This window comes from Streptomyces sp. NPDC031466, assembly GCF_055581265.1.
Genome location: NZ_JBVIJT010000003.1, coordinates 460,941 through 480,598 on the forward strand (window position 1 = coordinate 460,941; position 19,658 = coordinate 480,598).

Consider the following 19,658-nt stretch of genomic DNA (forward strand, 5'->3'; position numbering starts at 1 on the left):
CCGGACCCGGCGGGCCCGACCCTTGCGACCGGCAAACGCCGGTGGCCGTCAGCCCTTGCCGACCAGATCCGCCGGGAACGCGCCGGCCTCCAGTGCCGTGCCGATGAACGCGGTGCCCAGCTCCGTCAGTCGCTCGACGCCCGCCACGCCCAGGTGCTCATAGGGCGCCCGGTCCAGGCGGTCCGTCTCGGCCTCGACCTCCCGGCGCAGCGCCACGCCCGCCTCGGTCAACTCGCCCTCGCCGTCCAGCAGTCCGCGCCCGCGCAGCCGCTCCACGGCCGCGTCCCACTCCTGCCGGTTCCAGCCGCGGGTGGCCAGGACCCACTTGGGGGCGGTGCCCTTGCCGGTGGCGGTGTGGGTCACCATCGCCTCCAGGCCGTCGAGTCCGGCGCCGAGCAGCACGGTCAGGTGCCCGTCGCCGCGGTGCTCGCGCAGCAGCGTCGCCGCGTGCCAGTACGCGAGGTGCGGCTCCTCGGGCACCGGCAGGTCGGCGTGCGCGGAGTACAGGGGCCGCGCGGGGCGGGAGCAGGCCTCGGTGGCGCGCAGCGCCAGGCGGGCGGCTTCCGCCATCTCCGGCGAGGCGACCGCGTCGTCGCCGAGCAGCCTGCGCAGGGTCGCGTCGACACCGCGCAGCCGGGCCGCGAGGACGTCCCCGGGGGACGCGGTCTCCCAGATCCTCGGCACGTGCGCCGCGACCAGCTCGTACTTGTAGTTGTAGAAGGTGGCGGCGACCGTGCCCGCGCCGACGGCCCCGAGCGCCGCCGCGCGCACCGCGAAGTTCACGGCGGCGGAATGGGTGATCCCGAGCCCCGCCAGCTCCCGCGTGACGTCCGGCGAGAAGTAGTGCGACGAGTGCGTGGCGTTCAGCACGGTGTGGCAGCGGCGCCCGGCGCGCGGGTGGAGCGCGGGGGCCGGGGACGAGGGCGTCGTAGAGGTCATGGCAACAGGTTACCTACTGGTCGGTATGTGAGGGGGAAACCGTCCGCCCCACGACCTGTGACCCGGCCCGGTACCTCCAGGGGGCGCCGGCCTCACCCGCTCTGGGCGCTCCACGTGAAGCGGGGCTGCCTGCGCTCCAGGAACGCGGCGACGCCCTCGGCCGTCTCGCCGCCGAGGCGTGCCTGCTCCGTCCAGTGGGCGTCCCGGTCCGTGCGTCCCGCGGTGAACTCCTTGGCCGCCGCCTGCGTCAGCTGGGAGCGCGCGGCGAGGACGCGGGCGAACTCGGCGACTCGCGCGTCCAGGCCGCCGGCGGGCAGCACCTCGTCGACGAGACCGGTCCGCAGGGCCCGCTCGGCGCCGATCAACTCACCGGAGAAGAGCAGGTACTTGGCGGTGGCGGGCCCCACCAGCGAGACCAGGCGCCGGGTGGACGAGGAGGGGTAGACGATGCCGAGCTTCGCGGGCGTGACCCCGAACGAGGCGCCCTCCTCGGCGAACCGCAGGTCGCACGCGCCCGCCAGCTGGCAGCCACCGCCCACACAGAAGCCCCGCACCGCGGCGAGCGTCGGCTTGGGGAAGGCCGCGAGCGCCTCCTCGGCCCGCACCGCCAGCTCCTGCGCCCCCTCGGCCGACCCGCGCAACGAGGAGATGTCCGCGCCCGCGCAGAAGGTGGCGCCCTCACCGGTCAGCACGAGCACCCGCACGGCCGGGTCGGCGGTGAGCCCCGCCAGCAGCGGCGGCACCTGGCGCCACATGTCCGCTGTCATGGCGTTGCGCTTGGCCTGGTGGGCGATGACGACGGTGGCGACGCCGTCGGCGACGGTGTGCCTCAGCTGCGGCTCCATGCGCCGGATGCTATCCGCATCCCTCGAACGTAAGATCAAGAAGGGGGTCGCCGAGCGAGAGGGAGACCCTGATGTTCCGAGGTAGGGGCACCACATCCGCGAGGCCCGGCAGCGCGAGCGCCGAGGCCCAGGGCGCCCGGCTCAGCCGTGGCTTCGGCTGGCTCGCGCTGCTGGGGGTCATCCTGGCCGTCGCCGGGATCGTCGGCCTCGTCTACACCGGCGTCGCCACCCTGACCTCCATGCTCTTGTTCGGCTGGCTCCTGCTGGTCGGCGGCATCGTCGGCGTGCTGCACGCCGTCCAGTCGCGGGGCAGCAGCTTCTTCTGGCTGGGCGTCGTGGTCGCCGCGCTGAACCTCGCCGCCGGCGTCGTGATCATCCGCAGGCCCGACGTGGCGGCGGAGGCGCTGACCATGTTCGCGGCGCTCCTCTTCCTGACCGGCGGGGTGTTCCGCCTGGTCGGCAGCCTGGTGGTGCGCGGCCCCCAGTTCGCCCTGACCCTCCTGCAAGGGGCCTTCGGCCTGCTCATCGGCATTCTGGTGCTCGCCGAGTGGCCGAGCAGCAGCCAGTACGTCATCGGCTGCTTCTTCTCCCTGGCACTGCTCTTCGACGGTTTGGGACTGATCGCCACCGGCATCGGCGGCCGCCGCATCGTGAGTCTCGTACAACCTGAAGAAACCGGGAAGCGCGAACAAGGAGGACAGGATCAGTCGTACAACTGACGCTGTCATACGCCTTCGATCAAATCCCGTCATTAACCGCTGACTTCTGGTCAGTAGCGCGGTCCGGGGCAGTACGTTCCCAACACTCGACATGTGGTGACAATCGAGCGCGAGGGCGGCGACCGGACGATGGAGAACGACGGGAGGGGCCCCGGCCCACTCCCCGGCGGGGACGGGCAGGTGCCGTACGAAGGGGTGTGGCGCTTCACCGCCCCCGCCGTCGACGCCTCCGTCCCCCAGGCGCGGCACGCGGTGCGCGACCTGCTGGCCCGGCAGGGCGTACCGGCCTCGGACGACCTCATCCAGGGCCTGCTGCTCATCGTCTCGGAGCTGGTCACGAACGCGGTGCGGCACGCGGCCCTGCTCTCGCCGATGCTCGCGGTCGAGGTCGCGGTCGGCGCCGAATGGGTGCGGGTCTCCGTCGAGGACGACCATCCCTACCGGCCGACGGCACTGGTGGCCGACCACGGGCAGACGGGCGGCCGTGGGCTGCTCATCGTCCGCGAGATCACCGAGGAGGCGGGGGGCGCCTGCGACGTCGAGCACACCGCGAGCGGGGGCAAGGTCATCTGGGCGGCGCTGCCGCTGAAGCCCGGCCACGGCTGCTGACGCGGCCCGTCCGCCCCGCCGACGGACGCGGACGGGCCGGGCGGCTACCAGCCGGTGGCGGACCCGGTCAGCTCCTTGATCGCGGGCCGCGCCGCGTCCAGCACCGTCATGAACCACGCGGAGAACGGCGCCTCCTCGTGCCGGGCCGTCAGCTCCTCGGCCGTCACGAACGCGGTCCGGCCGACCTCGGAGGGGTCCGGGCGCAGCGGTGACTGCACCATCCCCACGAAGAGGTGGTTGAACTCCTGCTCCACCAGGCCCGACGCCGGGTCCGGGTGGTTGTAGCGCACGGTGCCCGCCTCGGCGAGCAGCGACGGCGAGACGCCCAGCTCCTCGTACGTGCGCCGGGCGGCCGCGGCGAACGGCGCCTCGCCCGGGTAGGGATGACCGCAGCAGGTGTTCGACCAGACGTCGGGGGAGTGGTACTTGCCGGACGCGCGCTGCTGGATCAGCAGTCGGCCCTGTTCGTCGAAGAGGAAAACGGAGAACGCCCGGTGCAGCTGCCCGGGCGCCTGGTGCGCGGAGAGTTTCTCCGCTGTGCCGATCGTCCTGCCGTCCTCGTCGACGAGTTCGAGCAAGATCGCTTCTCCGGTGCCGTTCCCGTTCGACGAGGTGTTCGCCGCGGTGGCAGGTGTGGTCGGCATACCCATCCTTCGCTTCGGTTCGAGCCTCAAGTCTGCCGTACGCGGCGGACACTCCAGGCACTCCAGGCCCCGCATGTCCCGGCGCGCGGGTGCGCGCCGGGACATGCGGGCGGACGCCCTCGTCGAAAGTGCCGGGCAGGCTCAGACGCCGAAAGCGGCCGGATATTCGATCGTGCCCACCGGCGGCGGCGCCGAATCACCGCCGTTGTCGAGGGCGAGCGCCATCATCGCCTCGTCGGGAACCTCGAAAGCGGGCCGGATCCCATGCCGGGAGGCCGGCTCGAAACCGAATCTCGGGTAGTACGCGGGATGCCCGAGCACGAGCACGAGCCGCTCGCCCCGCGCGCGTGCCGCGTCGAGTACCGCCCGCACGACGGCCGAACCGGCGCCCGTGCGCTGGTGGCGCGGCTCGACGGCGACGGGCGCGAGGGCCAGGGCGGGCGCCCCGCCCACCCGGCAGCGGGTGAGCAGCGCGTACGCCGCGACCGAGCCGTCCGGCGCCTCGGCGACGTAGGACAGGTCCGGGAGCCACGCCCGGGGGTCCTCGCGCAGCGCGTCGACCAGGTCGGCCTCCGCCTCCGTCGCGAAGGCGGCGGCGTTCACGGCGTGCACGGCGAGGCGGTCCGCGGCGGTCTCCGGCCGGGTCGGCCAGGATTCCACCGGGCGCAGGACGTAGCCCGTGTAGCCGAACTCCGCCCCGTGTGCACGCCGCATCGCGATCTCCTCGCGGGTGGCGGCGAGCGCCTCGGCCATGCCGGGCACGCCCGGATCCGCCGCGTCCGCGCGGGCGGCCAGCGGTCCGTAGTACTCGTCCCAGTCGGACTCGGGCTGCAGGTACCGGCCGAGCACGCGGTACCCGGCGGCGGTGGCGGCCCGCAGGTTCTCCTCGCCCGTGCGCAGCGAGTAGTGCTGGTCCCAGAAGGCGCGCGCCGCGGTGGACGGCTCGGCGGCCGTCCACTCGCACTCGGTGACGACCAGCGCCCCGCCGGGGGCGAGCAGCCGGCGCCAGGCGCGCAGGGCGGTGTCGAAGCCGATGCCGTAGACCGAGCTCTCGGCCCAGACCAGGTCGAAGGAGCCGTCCGGGCAGGGGAGTTCGGCCATGTCGGCCTTGACGGCGGTGATCGATCCGGCAAGCCCCCGGGCCCGCGCACAGGAGCGCAGCTCGTCGAGGAAGGGCTCGTGCAGATCTACGGCGGTCACCTCGGCGCCCGCCTCGGCGGCCAGCAGGAGTGCGGCCCGGCCGGGCCCGCAGCCCAGGTCGAGGACGCGCGGCCGCTCGGGCAGGGCGCCCGCCGGCGCGAGCAGCCGGCGGGTGGTGTCGTCGGAGCCGGGGCCCTGCCGGGGAAGACCGTGGTGCAGGGCGAAGAAGGCGGCGGTGAGGGAAGAGGGGTCGGTCAACGTGGGAAACCCATTGGGTGAGGGGCCCGCGGCGTCGTGAGGAACGTCAGGCGCGGGCCCGGATGGTGGGGATGCACGTGTCGCCGCGCTCGGCAGCGTCGGCCGCGACAGTCATCGACCCACCTCCCAGGTGACTCAAGATCTCCGGCGACTATAACACCGGGGAACACGGGGGCCCGTGCGGTCAGTGGCAGAGCTTCAGCTCGTGCTCGGCGTGGCCGCTCGGCTCCAGCTGGAACGTGCAGTGCTCCACGTCGAAGTGGTCGCCCAGGCAGCCCTGCAACTCGTGCAGCATCTTCTCGTGGCCGATCGAGTCCAGGGTGTCGGAGCCGACGACGACATGTGCGCTGAGCACGGGCATGCCCGAGGTGATCGTCCAGGCGTGCAGGTCGTGGACGTCCTCGACGCCGGGCAGGTCGAGGATGTGGGCCCGCACCTCGGCCATGTCGACGCCCGGGGGCGCCGACTCCAGCAGAACGTTCAAGGTCTCCTTCAGGAGCTTGACCGTACGCGGGACGATCATGACGCCGATGACGAGCGAGGCGATCGGGTCCGCCGCCTGCCAGCCGGTGAGCATGATCACGGTCGCCGAGACGATGACCGTGACCGAGCCGAGGGTGTCCGCCACCACCTCCAGGAAGGCGCCGCGCACATTGAGGCTGTCCTTCTGGCCGCGCATCAGCAGCGCCAGCGAGACCATGTTCGCGACCAGGCCGAAGGCGCCGAAGAAGACGGTCAGGGTGCCCTGCGTCTGGGCCGGGGTGATGAACCGCTCGACCGCCTCGTACAGCACATAGCCGCCCACGCCGAGCAGCAGCAGGCAGTTGGCGAGCGCGGCGAGTATCTCGGCGCGGGCGTAACCGAAGGTGCGGTTCTGCGTGGGCGCTCTGTTCGCGAAGTGGATGGCGAGCAGGGCCATGCCGAGGCCCAGGGCGTCGGTCGCCATATGCGTCGCGTCCGCGATGAGCGCGAGCGAATCCGCCATGAGGCCACCCACGATCTGGGCGAACATCACCGTGACGGTGATGGCGAGCGCCGCCCGCAGCCGGCCCTTGTGGGCATGGGCCGCCGTGCCCGTCGTCGGTGCGCCGTGCGTATGTCCGTGATCGTGCCCAGCCCCCATGGAGCCCGCCTCCCGCATCGGTCCTCGGTCTGCTGTCCGGTCGTCGCGCGACACAGTCAACTACGGGTGGGGGGTATCTGGCAACGCGGCACTGAACACCGTTGTCATCTGCCCTGACCTGCGAAAATGGCAACGATTGCCGTCAAGCGAAGGGGTGCAGGTCAGGGCTCCGCGACGATCAGGAGCGGCGCGCTTCGGGGTGGTGCAGACACCATCCCGCCCACGCCGACTCGACCATCTCGCGCACCCCGAGCCGGGCCGTCCAGCCCAGCTCCCGCGCGGCCAGCCGCGCGTCGGCCACGGCTCGCGGCGCGTCACCGGCCCGCGCCGGCTCGACGAGCGGCGGTCGCCGGTCGTCGCTCACCTCGCCGATGAGGTCGATCAGTTCACGGACGGAAACACCCTCGCCCCGGCCGATGTTCACCGTGAGATCGCCCTTGGCCCCCTCCGTGAGCCGCCGGGCCGCCGCCAGGTGGGCCTCGGCGAGATCGGAGACGTGGACGTAGTCGCGTACGCAGGTGCCGTCGGGAGTGGGATGGGTGTCGCCGAAGACGCGGGGCGCCTCGTCGCGGGTGAGGCGGTCGAAGACCATCGGGATCACGTTGAAGACACCGGTGTCCGCGAGCTCGGGGGTGGCGGCGCCCGCCACGTTGAAGTACCGCAGGCACACCGTCGCGATGCCGTGCGCCCGCCCGGCCGCGCGCACCAGCCACTCCCCGGCGAGCTTCGTCTCGCCGTAGGGGCTGACCGGGGCGCACGGGGTGTCCTCGCCGATCAGCTCCACCTCCGGCGGATTGCCGTACACCGCCGCCGACGAGGAGAACACGAACCGCCGCACCCCCGCCTCGGCCACCGCGTCGAGCAGCGTCACCAGGCCGCCCACGTTCTCCCGGTAGTAGCGCAGCGGCTGCTCCACCGACTCACCGACCTGCTTGCGGGCCGCGAGGTGGACCACGCCCGTCACGCCGTGCTCGGCGAGGACGCGGCGCAGCAGATCGCCGTCCAGCGAGGAGCCCTTGATGAGGGGCAGACCCGCGGGGAGCCGCTGCGGCACCCCCGAGGAGATGTCGTCCAGTACGACGACGTCCTCGCCGGCGCCGGTCATGACCCGCGCCACGTGTGCCCCGATATATCCGGCTCCGCCGGTGATCAGCCATGTCATGGGCGCCCACCCTAAGGGGCCGGGTCACCCGTCCCTAAGCGAGCCCTATGCGGGCAAGCCGGGCACCGGACGGGCGCGGTTTGGAGGGGCGGGCCCCCATCCACCATGATGATCGTGCGGGCCCAGGCCCTGGCAGGCCGCCCTGATCGGGGCGTGAACGGGTGGTGAACGCCCGCTTCCCATCATCCGATAGCCTCTGCCGACGTGCCGCCCGGCCGCCCAGGCCAGGGGCGCCCCCCTTACGCACGTGCCCGGCGCCAGCCGTGCCGGGAATCAAGGAGTGAGTTCGTCTGTCGACCGCCATCGTCACCGGTCAGCCGGTCCCCGGGTCGCCGCTCGAAGGCGATCTGCGGTCCCTGGGCTTCGACGTGCGGGTCGCCCGCGACGCTGCGGACGCCGAGACGCTGCTCGCCGCCGTCCCGGGTGAGAAGCGGGTCGCCGTCGTCGACGCCCGCTTCGTGGGACACGTCCACGCGCTGCGCCTCGGTCTCACCGACCCCCGCTTCGCCGCCGCGGCGGTGCCCGGCGCCGTCACCGCCGGGCCACAGGCCCGCAAGGCCCTGACGCACGCGCTGCGCGCGAGCGCCGCCACCGGCGGCGTTCCGGACTCGGACGTGCTCCCGGACTCCCTCGCCGCCGCCATGGAGGCAGAGGCGACGGACGTGCACCGGCCCGAACTCGGCACCCTCGTCGCCACCGTGCCCCCCGACCCCCAGACCCGCAACGAGGCGCGGCAGGCCGTCGCCGCCGTCGACGACGAGGCCGTACGCCTGCGCACCGCGGTCAAGTCGCGGGACGGCTTCTTCACGACGTACGCCATCAGCCCGTACTCCCGCTACATCGCCCGCTGGTGCGCACGCCGCGGCCTGACCCCGAATCAGGTCACCACCGCCTCGCTGCTCACCGCCCTGATCGCGGCGGGCTGCGCGGCGACCGGGACGCGCGGCGGCTTCGTCGCCGCCGGCCTGCTGCTGATCCTCTCCTTCGTCCTGGACTGCACGGACGGGCAGCTCGCCCGCTACTCCCTGCGGTACTCGACGCTCGGCGCCTGGCTCGACGCCACGTTCGACCGTGCCAAGGAGTACGCCTACTACGCAGGCCTCGCGCTCGGCGCCGCCCGCGGCGGAGACGACGTATGGGCGCTGGCGCTCGGCGCGATGGTGCTCCAGACCTGCCGGCACGTCGTGGACTTCTCCTTCAACGAGGCGAACCACGACGCGACGGCCAACACCAGCCCCACCGCGGCCCTCTCCGACAAGCTCGACAGCGTTGGGTGGACGGTCTGGGTGCGTCGGATGATCGTGCTGCCCATCGGTGAGCGCTGGGCGATGATCGCCGTGCTCACCGCGGTCACCACCCCGCGCATCACCCTCGTCGTGCTGCTCATCGGCTGCGCGCTCGCCGCCTGCTACACCACCGCCGGCCGCGTCCTGCGCTCGCTGACCCGCAAGGCCACCCGCACCGACCGCGCCGCCACGGCGCTGGCCGACCTCGCCGACAACGGGCCCCAGGCCTCGGCGTTCGCCGCGCTCAAGCTCCCCGCCTGGCTGCGGCCCGCCCCCGCGCTCGCCTTCCTCGGGGGAGCGGCGCTCGTGGGCCCGGCCGCCTTCACGACGTACGGCAGCCCGTGGGTGGTCGTCGGCGCGGTGCTCTACGTCGCCCTGTCCGGTCTGGCGCTCGCGCGACCCCTCAAGGCCGCCCTCGACTGGCTCGTCCCGCCGTTCTTCCGCGCCGCCGAATACGCCACGATCCTTGTCCTGGCGGCCAAAGCCGATGTGAACGGGGCGCTTCCGGCGGCTTTCGGACTGGTGGCCGCGGTCGCCTACCATCACTACGACACGGTGTACCGCATCAAGGGCGGCACCGGCGCGCCACCGGCCTGGCTGGTGCGCGCGATCGGCGGCCAGGAGGGCAGGACCCTCGTGGTCGCGCTGGCGGCGGCTGTGCTGCCCGCCGCAGATTTCCCCGTCGCGCTCACGGCACTCGCCGTGGCCGTGGCACTCGTGGTGCTCGTCGAGAGCATCCGCTTCTGGGTCGCCGCAGAGAAACAGGGCGCACCCGCCGTACACGATGAAGGAGAACCCGCATGATCGGCCTCGTGCTGGCGGCCGGCGCCGGACGGCGTCTTCGCCCTTACACGGACACCCTGCCCAAGGCCCTGGTGCCCGTCGACGGCGACACCACGATCCTCGACCTGACGCTCGGCAACTTCGCCGAGATCGGCCTGACCGAGGTCGCGATCATCGTCGGCTACAAGAAGGAGGCCGTCTACGAGCGCAAGGCGGCCCTGGAGGCGAAGTACGGCCTCAAGCTCACCCTGATCGACAACGACAAGGCCGAGGAGTGGAACAACGCCTACTCCCTGTGGTGCGGCCGTGACGCCATCAAGCACGACGTGATCCTCGCCAACGGCGACACCGTGCACCCCGTCTCCGTCGAGAAGACGCTGCTCGCCGCCCGCGGCAACGGCCAGAAGATCATCCTCGCCCTCGACACGGTGAAGCAGCTCGCCGACGAGGAGATGAAGGTCATCGTCGACGACGCCAAGGGCGTCCAGCGCATCACCAAGCTGATGGACCCCTCCGAGGCCACCGGCGAGTACATCGGCGTCACCCTCATCGAGGGCTCCGCCGCCGACGAGCTGGCCGACGCCCTGAAGACCACCTTCGAGCGCGACCCCGACCTCTACTACGAGGACGGCTACCAGGAGCTGGTCAACCGCGGCTTCAAGGTGGACGTGGCCCCGATCGGTGACGTCAAGTGGGTCGAGATCGACAACCACGACGACCTCACCAAGGGCCGGGAGATCGCGTGCCAGTACTGACGAGGCTCATCCCCTCGCCGGTCGTCGTCGACATCCGGCCGGGGGCGCTCAACGACCTGGCCGGTGTCCTCGCCGACCAGCGGATCTGCTCGTCGACCGGCAAGCTCGCCATCGCCATCAGCGGTGGCTCCGGTGCGGTCCTGCGCGACCGCCTCATGCCGTCGCTGCCCGGCGCGGAGTGGTTCGAGGTGGGCGGCGGCACCCTCGATGACGCCATCAAGCTCGCCGACGCCATGAAGAAGGGCCGCTACGACGCGGTCGTGGGCCTCGGCGGCGGCAAGATCATCGACTGCGCCAAGTTCGCCGCGGCGCGCGTCGGCCTGCCGCTGGTCGCCGTCGCGACGAACCTGTCGCACGACGGCCTGTGCTCGCCCGTCGCGACCCTCGACAACGACGCCGGTCGCGGCTCGTACGGCGTGCCGAACCCCATCGCGGTCGTCATCGACCTCGATGTGATCCGGGAGGCGCCCGTCCGCTTCGTCCGCTCCGGCATCGGCGACGCCCTCTCCAACATCTCCGCGATCGCGGACTGGGAGCTGGCCGCCCGTGAGCGCGGCGAGGACATAGACGGCCTGGCGGCCGCCATGGCCCGCCAAGCAGGCGAGGCCGTCCTGCGCCACCCCGGCGGGGTCGGCGACGACGCCTTCCTCCAGGTCCTCGCCGAAGGCCTGGTTCTCACCGGCATCGCGATGTCCGTCTCGGGCGACTCCCGCCCGGCGTCCGGCGCCTGCCACGAGATCAACCACGCCTTCGACCTCCTCTACCCCAAGCGTGCCGCCAGCCACGGCGAGCAGTGCGGCCTCGGCGCGGCCTTCGCGATGCACCTGCGCGGTGCCCGCGAGGAGTCGGCGTACATGGCCTCGGTGCTGCGCCGCCACGGCCTGCCCGTGCTGCCGGAGGAGATCGGCTTCACCGTGGCGGAGTTCGTGAAGGTCGTGGAGTTCGCTCCGCAGACCCGCCCGGGCCGCTACACCATCCTGGAACACCTCGACCTGTCCACCGACCAGATCAGGGACGCATACGCCGACTATGCAAAAACCATCGGTAGCTGAGCTCCGCCCGGTCGTCCACCCCCCGGGGGTGAAGGACCGGCGCAGCGGCGAACACTGGGCCGGCCGGCTCTACATGCGCGAGGTGTCCCTGCGCATCGACCGGCACCTGGTGAACACGCGGGTCACGCCCAACCAGCTGACCTACGTGATGACCGTCGCCGGCGCCCTCGCCGCCCCGGCCCTGCTGGTGCCGGGGATCACGGGCGCCGTGCTCGGCGTGCTCGCGGTCCAGCTCTACCTGCTGCTCGACTGCGTCGACGGCGAGATCGCCCGCTGGAAGAAGCAGTACTCGATGGCCGGCGTCTACCTCGACCGGGTCGCCGCCTACCTGTGCGACGCCGCGGTCCTGGTCGGCTTCGGGCTGCGCGCCGCCGACCTGTGGGGCTCGGGGCGCATCGATTGGCTGTGGGCCTTCCTCGGCACCCTGGCCGCCCTCGGCGCGATCCTGATCAAGGCCGAGACCGACCTCGTCGGCGTCGCCCGCCACCAGACGGGCAAGGAGCCGGTCAAGGAGTCGGCGTCCGAGCCGCGCTCCTCCGGCATGGCGCTGGCCCGTAAGGCGGCCGCCGCGCTGAAGTTCCACCGGCTGATCCTCGGCGTCGAGGCGTCCTTGCTGATCCTGGTCCTCGCGATCGTGGACCAGGCACGGGGCGACCTGTTCTTCTCGCGCGTGGGCGTCGCGGTCCTCGCGGGCATCGCGATGCTCCAGACCCTGCTCCACCTCGTGTCCATCCTCGTATCGAGCAGGTTGAAGTGAACACCCCGGCACATGAGCTGAAGGTCGGCGCCGTCATCATCACGATGGGCAACCGGCCGCAGGAGCTGCGCGCCCTCCTCGACTCGGTCGCCAAGCAGGACGGCGACCCGGTCGAGGTGGTCGTGGTCGGCAACGGCGCCCCCGTGCCGGACGTGCCCGACGGCGTCCGCACGGTCGAACTCCCCGAGAACCTCGGCATCCCCGGCGGCCGCAACGTCGGCATCGAGGCCTTCGGGCCCGGCGGCACCGACGTCGACATCCTGCTCTTCCTGGACGACGACGGCCTGCTCGCCCACACGGACACGGCGCGGTTGTGCCGCGAGGCCTTCGCCGCCGACCCGCAGCTCGGCATCATCAGCTTCCGCATCGCCGACCCGGACACCGGCGAGACCCAGCGGCGCCACGTACCGCGGCTGCGGGCCTCCGACCCGATGCGCTCCTCGCGCGTGACGACCTTCCTCGGCGGCGCCAACGCCGTCCGTACGAAGGTCATCGCCGAGGTCGGCCCGCTCCCCGGCGAGTTCTTCTACGCCCACGAGGAGACCGACCTCGCCTGGCGCGCCCTGAACGCCGGCTGGATGATCGACTACCGGTCCGACATGGTGCTCCTGCACCCCACGACCGCGCCCTCCCGGCACGCGGTCTACCACCGGATGGTCGCCCGCAACCGCGTCTGGCTGGCCCGCCGCAACCTCCCCGCGCCGCTGGTCCCCGTCTACCTCGGCGTCTGGCTGCTGCTCACCCTCGCCCGGCGGCCCTCGGGACCCGCGCTGAAGGCCTGGTTCGGAGGCTTCAAGGAGGGCTGGAGCACACCGTGCGGACCGCGCGCTCCCATGAAGTGGCGTACGGTGTGGCGGCTGACGCGACTGGGCCGACCTCCTGTCATCTGACAAGCTCGGATCTGAGAGCATCTGGGCCATACCCCGGTCCCTGGCCCAGGCCTACGCCCGACCGGCTGCGCATCTGAAGACGAAAGTTTCCACTCGTGAGTGAGACAACGCATGACGGCGGAGTCGCGGTGACAGCGTCCCCGTCGACACCGCCGCCCGATGACGGGCTCTCCCGGGCCGATCTCGCCGCCAAGTACGGTCTGACCGTCAGCGGCGCCCGGCCCGGACTTTTCGAGTACGTCCGCCAGCTCTGGGGACGGCGTCACTTCATCCTCGCCTTCTCCCAGGCAAAGCTCACCGCCCAGTACAGCCAGGCCAAGCTCGGCCAGCTGTGGCAGGTGGCGACGCCGCTCCTCAACGCGCTCGTCTACTTCCTGATCTTCGGCCTGATCCTGGGCGCCGACCGGGGCATGCCCCGTGAGGTCTACGTGCCCTTCCTGGTCACCGGCGTCTTCGTCTTCACCTTCACGCAGTCCTCGGTGATGGCGGGCGTCCGGGCGATCGCGGGCAACCTCGGCCTGGTGCGCGCGCTGCACTTCCCGCGCGCCTCGCTGCCGATCTCCTTCTCGCTCCAGCAGCTCCAGCAACTGCTGTTCTCGATGATCGTGCTGTTCATCATCATGATCGGCTTCGGCAGCTACCCGAAGCTCTCCTGGCTCTTGATCGTGCCGGTCCTGGTGCTGCAGTTCCTCTTCAACACCGGCCTCGCGATGATCATGGCGAGGCTGGGCAGCAAGACCCCCGACCTCGCACAGCTGATGCCCTTCGTGATGCGTACGTGGATGTACGCGTCCGGCGTGATGTTCTCCATCCCCGTCATGCTCAAGGAGCATCCGGCCTGGATCGCGGACGTGCTCCAGTGGAATCCGGCCGCCATCTACATGGACCTGATGCGGTTCGCGCTCATCGACGGCTACGGCTCACAGAACCTGCCGCCGCACGTCTGGGCCGTCGCGCTGGGCTGGGCCGTCCTGCTCGCCGCCGGCGGGTTCGTGTACTTCTGGAAGGCTGAGGAGCGGTACGGCCGTGGCTGATGACAAGAGCGCCGAGGTCAGCCTCGGCAAGAACGCCGGCAAGGGGCACATCCCCACCGTCATCGCCGACGAGCTGCACATCGTCTACCGCGTCAACGGCGCGAGGACGGGCAAGGGCAGTGCCACCTCCGCGCTGAGCCGCATCCTCAGGCGCGGCGAGGAGCGTGGCGTACGCAAGGTGCACGCGGTGCGCGGCGTCAGCTTCACCGCCTACCGCGGCGAGGCCATCGGCCTGATCGGTTCGAACGGCTCGGGCAAGTCCACCCTGTTGCGCGCCATCGCGGGCCTGCTGCCCGCCGAGAAGGGCAAGGTCTACACCGACGGCCAGCCCTCGCTGCTCGGCGTCAACGCGGCGCTGATGAACGACCTGACGGGTGAGCGCAACGTCATCCTCGGCGGCCTCGCGATGGGCATGTCCCGCGAGCAGATCAGGGAGCGCTACCAGGACATCGTCGACTTCTCCGGGATCAACGAGAAGGGCGACTTCATCACCCTGCCGATGCGCACCTACTCCTCCGGCATGGCGGCCCGTCTGCGGTTCTCCATCGCGGCCGCCAAGGACCACGACGTCCTGATGATCGACGAGGCCCTGGCGACCGGCGACCGCAAGTTCCAAAAGCGCTCCGAGGCCCGCATCCGCGAGCTGCGCAAGGAGGCCGGCACGGTCTTCCTCGTCAGCCACAACAACAAGTCCATCCGCGACACCTGCGACCGTGTGCTGTGGCTGGAGCGCGGCGAGCTGCGCATGGACGGACCGACCGACGAGGTCATCAAGGAGTACGAGAAGTTCACGGGCAAGTAGCCCGTTCGCGCCATCGCGGACCACCCGTCCGGCGGCAGGGCCCCGCAGGGATCTTCCCCGCGGGGCCCTGCCGTGTCCGAGGCCCCGCGAGCCCCTCGCGGCACGTCAACTCGCCGTCGCGCACGGAAGGTTGACGTCAATCGGTGTGGTGTTGTGACGTGCCGAACACCCCGACGGTACGTGTGGGGTTGTACAACGTAAGCTGTACCGGTGCTGATTCGCCGCAAGTGGGGCGATATCGCGCGGTTCCCTGGCCGGGGGCGCGGTCCATCTCGGACAGGGCCGGGCGGCGTGTCCGAAATGGGATGTATTGGGTCGGCAGTGTAGAACGGGAGATGTGACGGCAATGGCTACGGACGATCTCCGGTTCCGCGATGCATCCGCCGTCCTGGACAAGGCCGCGGCCGAGAACTTCCCCGTGGCCCCCTTCTTCCTGCCCCGGGCCTGGCGCCAGGACATCATGGCCGTCTACGGCGTCGTACGGCTCATCGACGACATCGGCGACAGCGACCTGGCGCCCGAGGCGGCGCACGCCCGCCACCTGGGCCTCGACCCGGCGGACGCCGACCCGCTGCGCCTGCTCGACGCGGTCGAAGCCGACCTGCACGCGCTCTTCGGCGGCGGCGAGGCCGGCCACCCGCTGGTGGGGGCGCTGCGGCCCGCCGCCGAACGCGGGGCCGTGACGGTCGACCCCTTCCTCGGCCTGATCGCGGCCAACCGCCAGGACCAGCACGTCACGCGCTACGAGACGTACGACGACCTCGTGGCGTACTGCGCACTCTCCGCGAACCCCGTCGGCCGCCTCGTCCTCGCCATCACCGGCACCGCCACCCCCGAGCGCCTGCGCCTGTCGGACGCCGTCTGCACCGGCCTGCAGATCGTCGAACACCTCCAGGACGTCGCCGAGGACCTGCGGCGCGACCGCATCTACCTGCCCATCGAGGACATGTTGCGCTTCCACGTCAGCGAGGCCGACCTGGCCGCACCCACAGCAGGCGCATCGGCGCGCGCGCTGGTCGCATTCGAAGCAGAACGCGCCCGCCACCTCCTGAATGAAGGCACCCCCCTGGTGGGTAGCGTCCACGGCAGGCTGAAGCTGCTGCTGGCCGGGTTCGTGGCCGGGGGGAGGGCGGCGGTCCGGGCGATCGCGGACGCCGGGTACGACGTGCTTCCCGGACCGCCCAAGCCCACCGGGCCCCGCCTGCTGCGCGAGGCCGGGGCGGTTCTGCGAGGAGAGGGGTGAGCCGGGCCGTGGAGTCAGATCCGCAGCTGTCCGCGCCGGTACTCGCCGCGTACAGCTACTGCGAGACCGTCACCGGACAGCAGGCGCGCAACTTCGCCTACGGCATCAGGCTGCTGCCGACCCCCAAGCGGCGCGCCATGTCCGCCCTCTACGCCCTCTCGCGGCGCGTGGACGACATCGGCGACGGCGCGCTGGCGCCGGACGTCAAGGCGGACCGGCTGGACGAGACCCGGCAGCTCGTCGAGCGCATCCGGGCGGGTCGCGTGCAGGAGGACGACACCGACCCGGTGGCCGTCGCCCTCGCCCACGCCGCGGCGCACTTCCCCATCCCGATGGAGGGCCTGGACGAACTCATCGACGGCGTCCAGATGGACGTACGCGGTGAGACGTACGAGACCTGGGAGGACCTGAAGGCCTACTGCCGCTGTGTCGCCGGGGCGATCGGCCGGCTCTCCCTCGGCGTGTTCGGCACCGAACAGGGGGCGCTCGATGCCGAGCGCGCGCCGGAGTATGCCGACACGCTCGGTCTCGCACTCCAACTGACCAATATCCTCAGGGACGTTCGCGAGGACGCGGAGGGCGGACGGACCTACCTGCCCGCCGAGGACCTCGCGAAGTTCGGGTGCGCCGCGGGCTTCTCGGGCGCCGTGCCGCCCGCCGGCTCCGACTTCGCAGGCCTCGTCCACTTCGAGGTGCGCCGCGCCCGCGCCCTGTTCGCCGAGGGCTACCGGCTGCTCCCCATGCTGGACCGGCGCAGCGGCGCCTGCGTCGCGGCCATGGCCGGCATCTACCGCCGCCTGCTGGACCGCATCGAGCGCGAGCCCGAGGCCGTCCTGCGCGGCCGCGTCTCGCTGCCGGGCCACGAGAAGGCGTACGTCGCCGTGCGCGGCCTGTCCGGCCTCGACGCGCGCAACGTCTCACGCCGGAGTGTCAGGAGGCGCGTGTGAAGCGCGTGCGCGGTGGCCCCGGGGCGCCCGGGGCGGCCAGAGCCGATCAGTGGGCAACCCTGCGCTCCAAGGTCGCGTCCCAGACTGCGACAGCCGAAACGGAGAGCGTGTGAACAGCAAGGACATGCGGCCCGAGCGGCCGACCGCGGACAGCGCAGGCCGCCCCGGTGGGGCGGCCGCCGTAGTGATCGGCGGCGGCCTCGCCGGCATCACCGCCGCGCTCTCGCTGGCCGACGCCGGGCTGCGCGTGACCCTGCTCGAAGGACGCCCGCGCCTCGGCGGCCTCGCGTTCTCCTTCCGGCGCGGCGAGCTGACCGTCGACAACGGCCAGCACGTCTATCTGCGCTGCTGCACGGCCTACCGGTGGTTCCTCGACCGCGTCGGGGGTGCGCACCTGGCCCCCGTGCAGGAACGTCTCGACGTGCCCGTGCTCGACGCCGACCGCAACCGGCTCGGGCGGCTGCGCCGCGCCGAGCTGCCCGTGCCGCTCCATCTGGCGGCCAGCCTCGCCACGTATCCGCATCTCTCGCTCGCCGAGCGGGCCAAGGTGGGGCGCGCGGCGCTCGCCCTCAAGGGGCTCGACCCGGCCGACCCCGCCCTGGACGGCCAGGACTTCGGCAGCTGGCTGGCCGCCCACGGCCAGTCGCCGCGCGCCATCGAGGCCCTGTGGGACCTCGTGGGCGTCGCCACGCTCAACGCCGTCGCGGGCGACGCCTCGCTCGGTCTCGCCGCGATGGTGTTCAAGACGGGCCTGCTCTCCGACCCGGGCGCCGCCGACATCGGCTGGTCCCGGGTGCCCCTCGGCGACCTGCACGACAAGCTCGCCCGCAAGGCGCTCGACGCCGCCGGGGTGCGCACCGAACTGAGGACCCGCGTCACCGCCGTCTCCCGTACGGGCAACGGCGGTTGGCGCGTGGAGCTGCCCGGTGAGGCCGTCGAGGCGGACACCGTCGTGCTCGCGGTGCCGCAGCACGAGGCGCACGACCTGCTGCCCGACGGCGCCCTCGACCAGCCCGACCGGCTCCTCGACATCGACAACGCGCCGATCCTCAACGTCCACGTCGTGTACGACAGGAAGGTGCTGAAGCAGCCCTTCTTCGCCGCGCTCGGCACCCCCGTCCAGTGGGTCTTCGACCGGACCGAGGCGTCCGGCCTCACCGAAGGGCAGTACCTCGCGCTGTCGCAGTCCGCCGCGCAGGACGAGATCGACGCGCCCGTCGCCGCGCTGCGCGAACGCTATCTGCCCGAACTGGAGCGGCTGCTGCCCGCCGCGCACGGCGCCGAGGTGCGGGACTTCTTCGTCACCCGCGAGCGCACGGCGACCTTCGCCCCCACCCCCGGCGTCGGCAGGCTCAGGCCCGGGGCCCGCACCAAGGCCCGCGGCCTCTACCTCGCGGGCGCGTGGACGGCCACCGGCTGGCCCGCGACCATGGAGAGCGCCGTGCGCAGCGGCATCGGCGCGGCGAGCGCCGCCCTCTCCACCCTCGACCGCCCCCGTGATCACCTCTTCGCATACGAGGAGGCGACGGCGTGAAGCTCGACCTTCTGGGGTCAGGTCCCCAGAGAAACAGCACCGGAACAAGAGGAGAAACTGTGCCGACTGTGCCCTCGGCCGAAACGGCTGCCGACACGGTGGACGTGACCTCACTGCTCGAGCGCGGAAGGGCGCTGGCCACCCCGGTGCTGCGGGCCGCCGTGGACCGCCTCGCGCCGCCCATGGACACCGTCGCCGCCTACCACTTCGGATGGATCGACGCCGCGGGCAACCCGTCCGACGGCGACGGCGGCAAGGCGGTGCGCCCCGCGCTCGCCCTGCTCTCCGCCGAGGCCGCGGGCGCCGCCCCCGAGGTCGGCGTCCCCGGCGCGGTCGCCGTCGAACTCGTGCACAACTTCTCGTTGCTGCACGACGACCTGATGGACGGCGACGAGCAGCGCCGCCACCGCGACACCGTGTGGAAGGTGCACGGCCCCGCGCAGGCCATCCTCGTCGGCGACGCGCTCTTCGCGCTCGCCAACGAGATCCTCCTGGAACTGGGCACCGTCGAGGCGGGCCGCGCCACGCGCCGCCTCACCACCGCCACCCGCGCCCTCATCGACGGTCAGGCGCAGGACATCTCCTACGAGCACCGCGAGCGGGTCACCGTCGAGGAGTGCCTGGAGATGGAGGGCAACAAGACCGGCGCCCTGCTCGCCTGCGCCGCCTCCATCGGCGCCGTCCTCGGCGGCGCCGACGACCACGCAGCCGACGTCCTGGAGAAGTACGGCTACCACCTCGGCCTCGCCTTCCAGGCCGTCGACGACCTGCTCGGCATCTGGGGCGACCCGGAGGCCACCGGGAAGCAGACGTGGAGCGATCTGCGCCAGCGCAAGAAGTCCCTGCCCGTCGTCGCCGCGCTCGCCGCGGGCGGCCCCGCCTCCGAGCGCCTCGGCGAACTGCTCGCCGCCGACGCCAAGAGCAACGACTTCGAGAGCTTCTCCGAGGAGGAGTTCGCCGCGCGCGCCGCCCTGATCGAGGAGGCCGGCGGGCGCGCCTGGACCGCCGAGGAGGCCCGGCGCCAGCACACCATCGCCATCGAGGCGCTGGACACCGTCCAGATGCCCGACCGGGTACGGGCGCAGTTCGTCGCGCTCGCCGACTTCGTCGTCGTACGAAAGAGATGATCACCATCG

19 protein-coding genes are annotated in these 19,658 nt (G+C 72.0%); 13 read left to right on the top strand and 6 right to left on the bottom strand.

The window, feature by feature from the left end:
- Window positions 1-48: 48 nt before the first annotated feature.
- Window positions 49-939 carry an SCO6745 family protein gene (locus ACZ5GP_RS08030; protein WP_468749983.1) on the bottom strand — a complete coding sequence of 297 codons (891 nt, stop codon included), beginning with the start codon at window positions 937-939 and terminating at the stop codon, window positions 49-51.
- Between the two features lie 92 nt (window positions 940-1,031).
- Window positions 1,032-1,784 (bottom strand): enoyl-CoA hydratase/isomerase family protein, encoded by a 753-nt coding sequence (locus ACZ5GP_RS08035; RefSeq protein ID WP_468749984.1) that lies wholly within the window; start codon window positions 1,782-1,784, stop codon window positions 1,032-1,034.
- Between the two features lie 71 nt (window positions 1,785-1,855).
- On the opposite strand from ACZ5GP_RS08035, the gene ACZ5GP_RS08040 reads away from it, so the two are divergent.
- Entirely contained in the window at window positions 1,856-2,503 is a 648-nt protein-coding gene (locus ACZ5GP_RS08040; RefSeq protein WP_468749985.1) for an HdeD family acid-resistance protein, read from the top strand.
- A gap of 129 nt (window positions 2,504-2,632) precedes the next feature.
- Entirely contained in the window at window positions 2,633-3,112 is a 480-nt protein-coding gene (locus tag ACZ5GP_RS08045) for an ATP-binding protein (protein WP_468750166.1), read from the top strand.
- Between the two features lie 44 nt (window positions 3,113-3,156).
- Here the strand turns inward: ACZ5GP_RS08045 and idi are convergent, their stop codons facing one another.
- From idi to galE, 4 genes are all read right to left on the bottom strand, one after another.
- Window positions 3,157-3,756, bottom strand: coding sequence for an isopentenyl-diphosphate Delta-isomerase (gene idi / locus ACZ5GP_RS08050; RefSeq protein WP_468749986.1), 600 nt, complete (start codon window positions 3,754-3,756; stop codon window positions 3,157-3,159).
- A 141-nt stretch (window positions 3,757-3,897) separates the two neighbouring features.
- Complete coding sequence (locus tag ACZ5GP_RS08055) at window positions 3,898-5,154, bottom strand: bifunctional class I SAM-dependent methyltransferase/N-acetyltransferase (protein WP_468749987.1); 1,257 nt, start codon at window positions 5,152-5,154, stop codon at window positions 3,898-3,900.
- Between the two features lie 184 nt (window positions 5,155-5,338).
- Complete coding sequence (locus tag ACZ5GP_RS08060) at window positions 5,339-6,277, bottom strand: cation diffusion facilitator family transporter (protein ID WP_468749988.1); 939 nt, start codon at window positions 6,275-6,277, stop codon at window positions 5,339-5,341.
- Between the two features lie 178 nt (window positions 6,278-6,455).
- A complete protein-coding gene (gene galE, locus ACZ5GP_RS08065; RefSeq protein ID WP_468749989.1) occupies window positions 6,456-7,439 on the bottom strand; it encodes a UDP-glucose 4-epimerase GalE in 984 nt (327 codons plus the stop codon).
- Between the two features lie 290 nt (window positions 7,440-7,729).
- Here galE and ACZ5GP_RS08070 point away from each other — a divergent pair, with 290 nt between their 5' ends.
- The 11 genes from ACZ5GP_RS08070 to ACZ5GP_RS08120 all read left to right on the top strand — a co-directional run bounded on the left by ACZ5GP_RS08070 (window position 7,730) and on the right by ACZ5GP_RS08120 (window position 19,649).
- On the top strand, window positions 7,730-9,529 hold the full coding sequence (locus ACZ5GP_RS08070; RefSeq protein ID WP_468750167.1) for a DUF5941 domain-containing protein: 1,800 nt from the start codon (window positions 7,730-7,732) through the stop codon (window positions 9,527-9,529).
- On the top strand, window positions 9,526-10,263 hold the full coding sequence (locus ACZ5GP_RS08075; protein ID WP_358577478.1) for a phosphocholine cytidylyltransferase family protein: 738 nt from the start codon (window positions 9,526-9,528) through the stop codon (window positions 10,261-10,263). The genes ACZ5GP_RS08070 and ACZ5GP_RS08075 overlap by 4 nt, the downstream gene beginning before the upstream one ends.
- Complete coding sequence (locus tag ACZ5GP_RS08080; protein WP_358577480.1) at window positions 10,251-11,315, top strand: iron-containing alcohol dehydrogenase family protein; 1,065 nt, start codon at window positions 10,251-10,253, stop codon at window positions 11,313-11,315. Before ACZ5GP_RS08075 ends, ACZ5GP_RS08080 begins: the two co-directional genes overlap by 13 nt.
- On the top strand, window positions 11,293-12,072 hold the full coding sequence (locus tag ACZ5GP_RS08085; RefSeq protein WP_223778111.1) for a CDP-alcohol phosphatidyltransferase family protein: 780 nt from the start codon (window positions 11,293-11,295) through the stop codon (window positions 12,070-12,072). The genes ACZ5GP_RS08080 and ACZ5GP_RS08085 overlap by 23 nt, the downstream gene beginning before the upstream one ends.
- A 17-nt stretch (window positions 12,073-12,089) precedes the next feature.
- Window positions 12,090-12,962: a glycosyltransferase family 2 protein gene (locus tag ACZ5GP_RS08090; protein ID WP_468750168.1), complete on the top strand. Its 873-nt coding sequence runs from the start codon at window positions 12,090-12,092 to the stop codon at window positions 12,960-12,962.
- 95 nt (window positions 12,963-13,057) lie between these two features.
- Window positions 13,058-13,996, top strand: a complete 939-nt coding sequence (locus tag ACZ5GP_RS08095) for an ABC transporter permease (protein WP_468749990.1) — start codon at window positions 13,058-13,060, stop codon at window positions 13,994-13,996.
- Window positions 13,989-14,798 (top strand): ABC transporter ATP-binding protein, encoded by an 810-nt coding sequence (locus tag ACZ5GP_RS08100; RefSeq protein ID WP_468749991.1) that lies wholly within the window; start codon window positions 13,989-13,991, stop codon window positions 14,796-14,798. The genes ACZ5GP_RS08095 and ACZ5GP_RS08100 overlap by 8 nt, the downstream gene beginning before the upstream one ends.
- 346 nt (window positions 14,799-15,144) lie before the next feature.
- Complete coding sequence (gene hpnC / locus ACZ5GP_RS08105; protein WP_468749992.1) at window positions 15,145-16,041, top strand: squalene synthase HpnC; 897 nt, start codon at window positions 15,145-15,147, stop codon at window positions 16,039-16,041.
- On the top strand, window positions 16,038-16,988 hold the full coding sequence (gene hpnD, locus ACZ5GP_RS08110; protein ID WP_468749993.1) for a presqualene diphosphate synthase HpnD: 951 nt from the start codon (window positions 16,038-16,040) through the stop codon (window positions 16,986-16,988). Before hpnC ends, hpnD begins: the two co-directional genes overlap by 4 nt.
- Window positions 16,989-17,112: 124 nt before the next feature.
- Entirely contained in the window at window positions 17,113-18,522 is a 1,410-nt protein-coding gene (gene hpnE, locus ACZ5GP_RS08115) for a hydroxysqualene dehydroxylase HpnE (RefSeq protein WP_468750169.1), read from the top strand.
- The gene (locus ACZ5GP_RS08120) at window positions 18,519-19,649 is read left to right on the top strand and encodes a polyprenyl synthetase family protein (RefSeq protein ID WP_468749994.1); all 1,131 of its coding nucleotides are present in this window, start codon (window positions 18,519-18,521) and stop codon (window positions 19,647-19,649) included. The genes hpnE and ACZ5GP_RS08120 overlap by 4 nt, the downstream gene beginning before the upstream one ends.
- Window positions 19,650-19,658 lie beyond the last annotated feature (9 nt).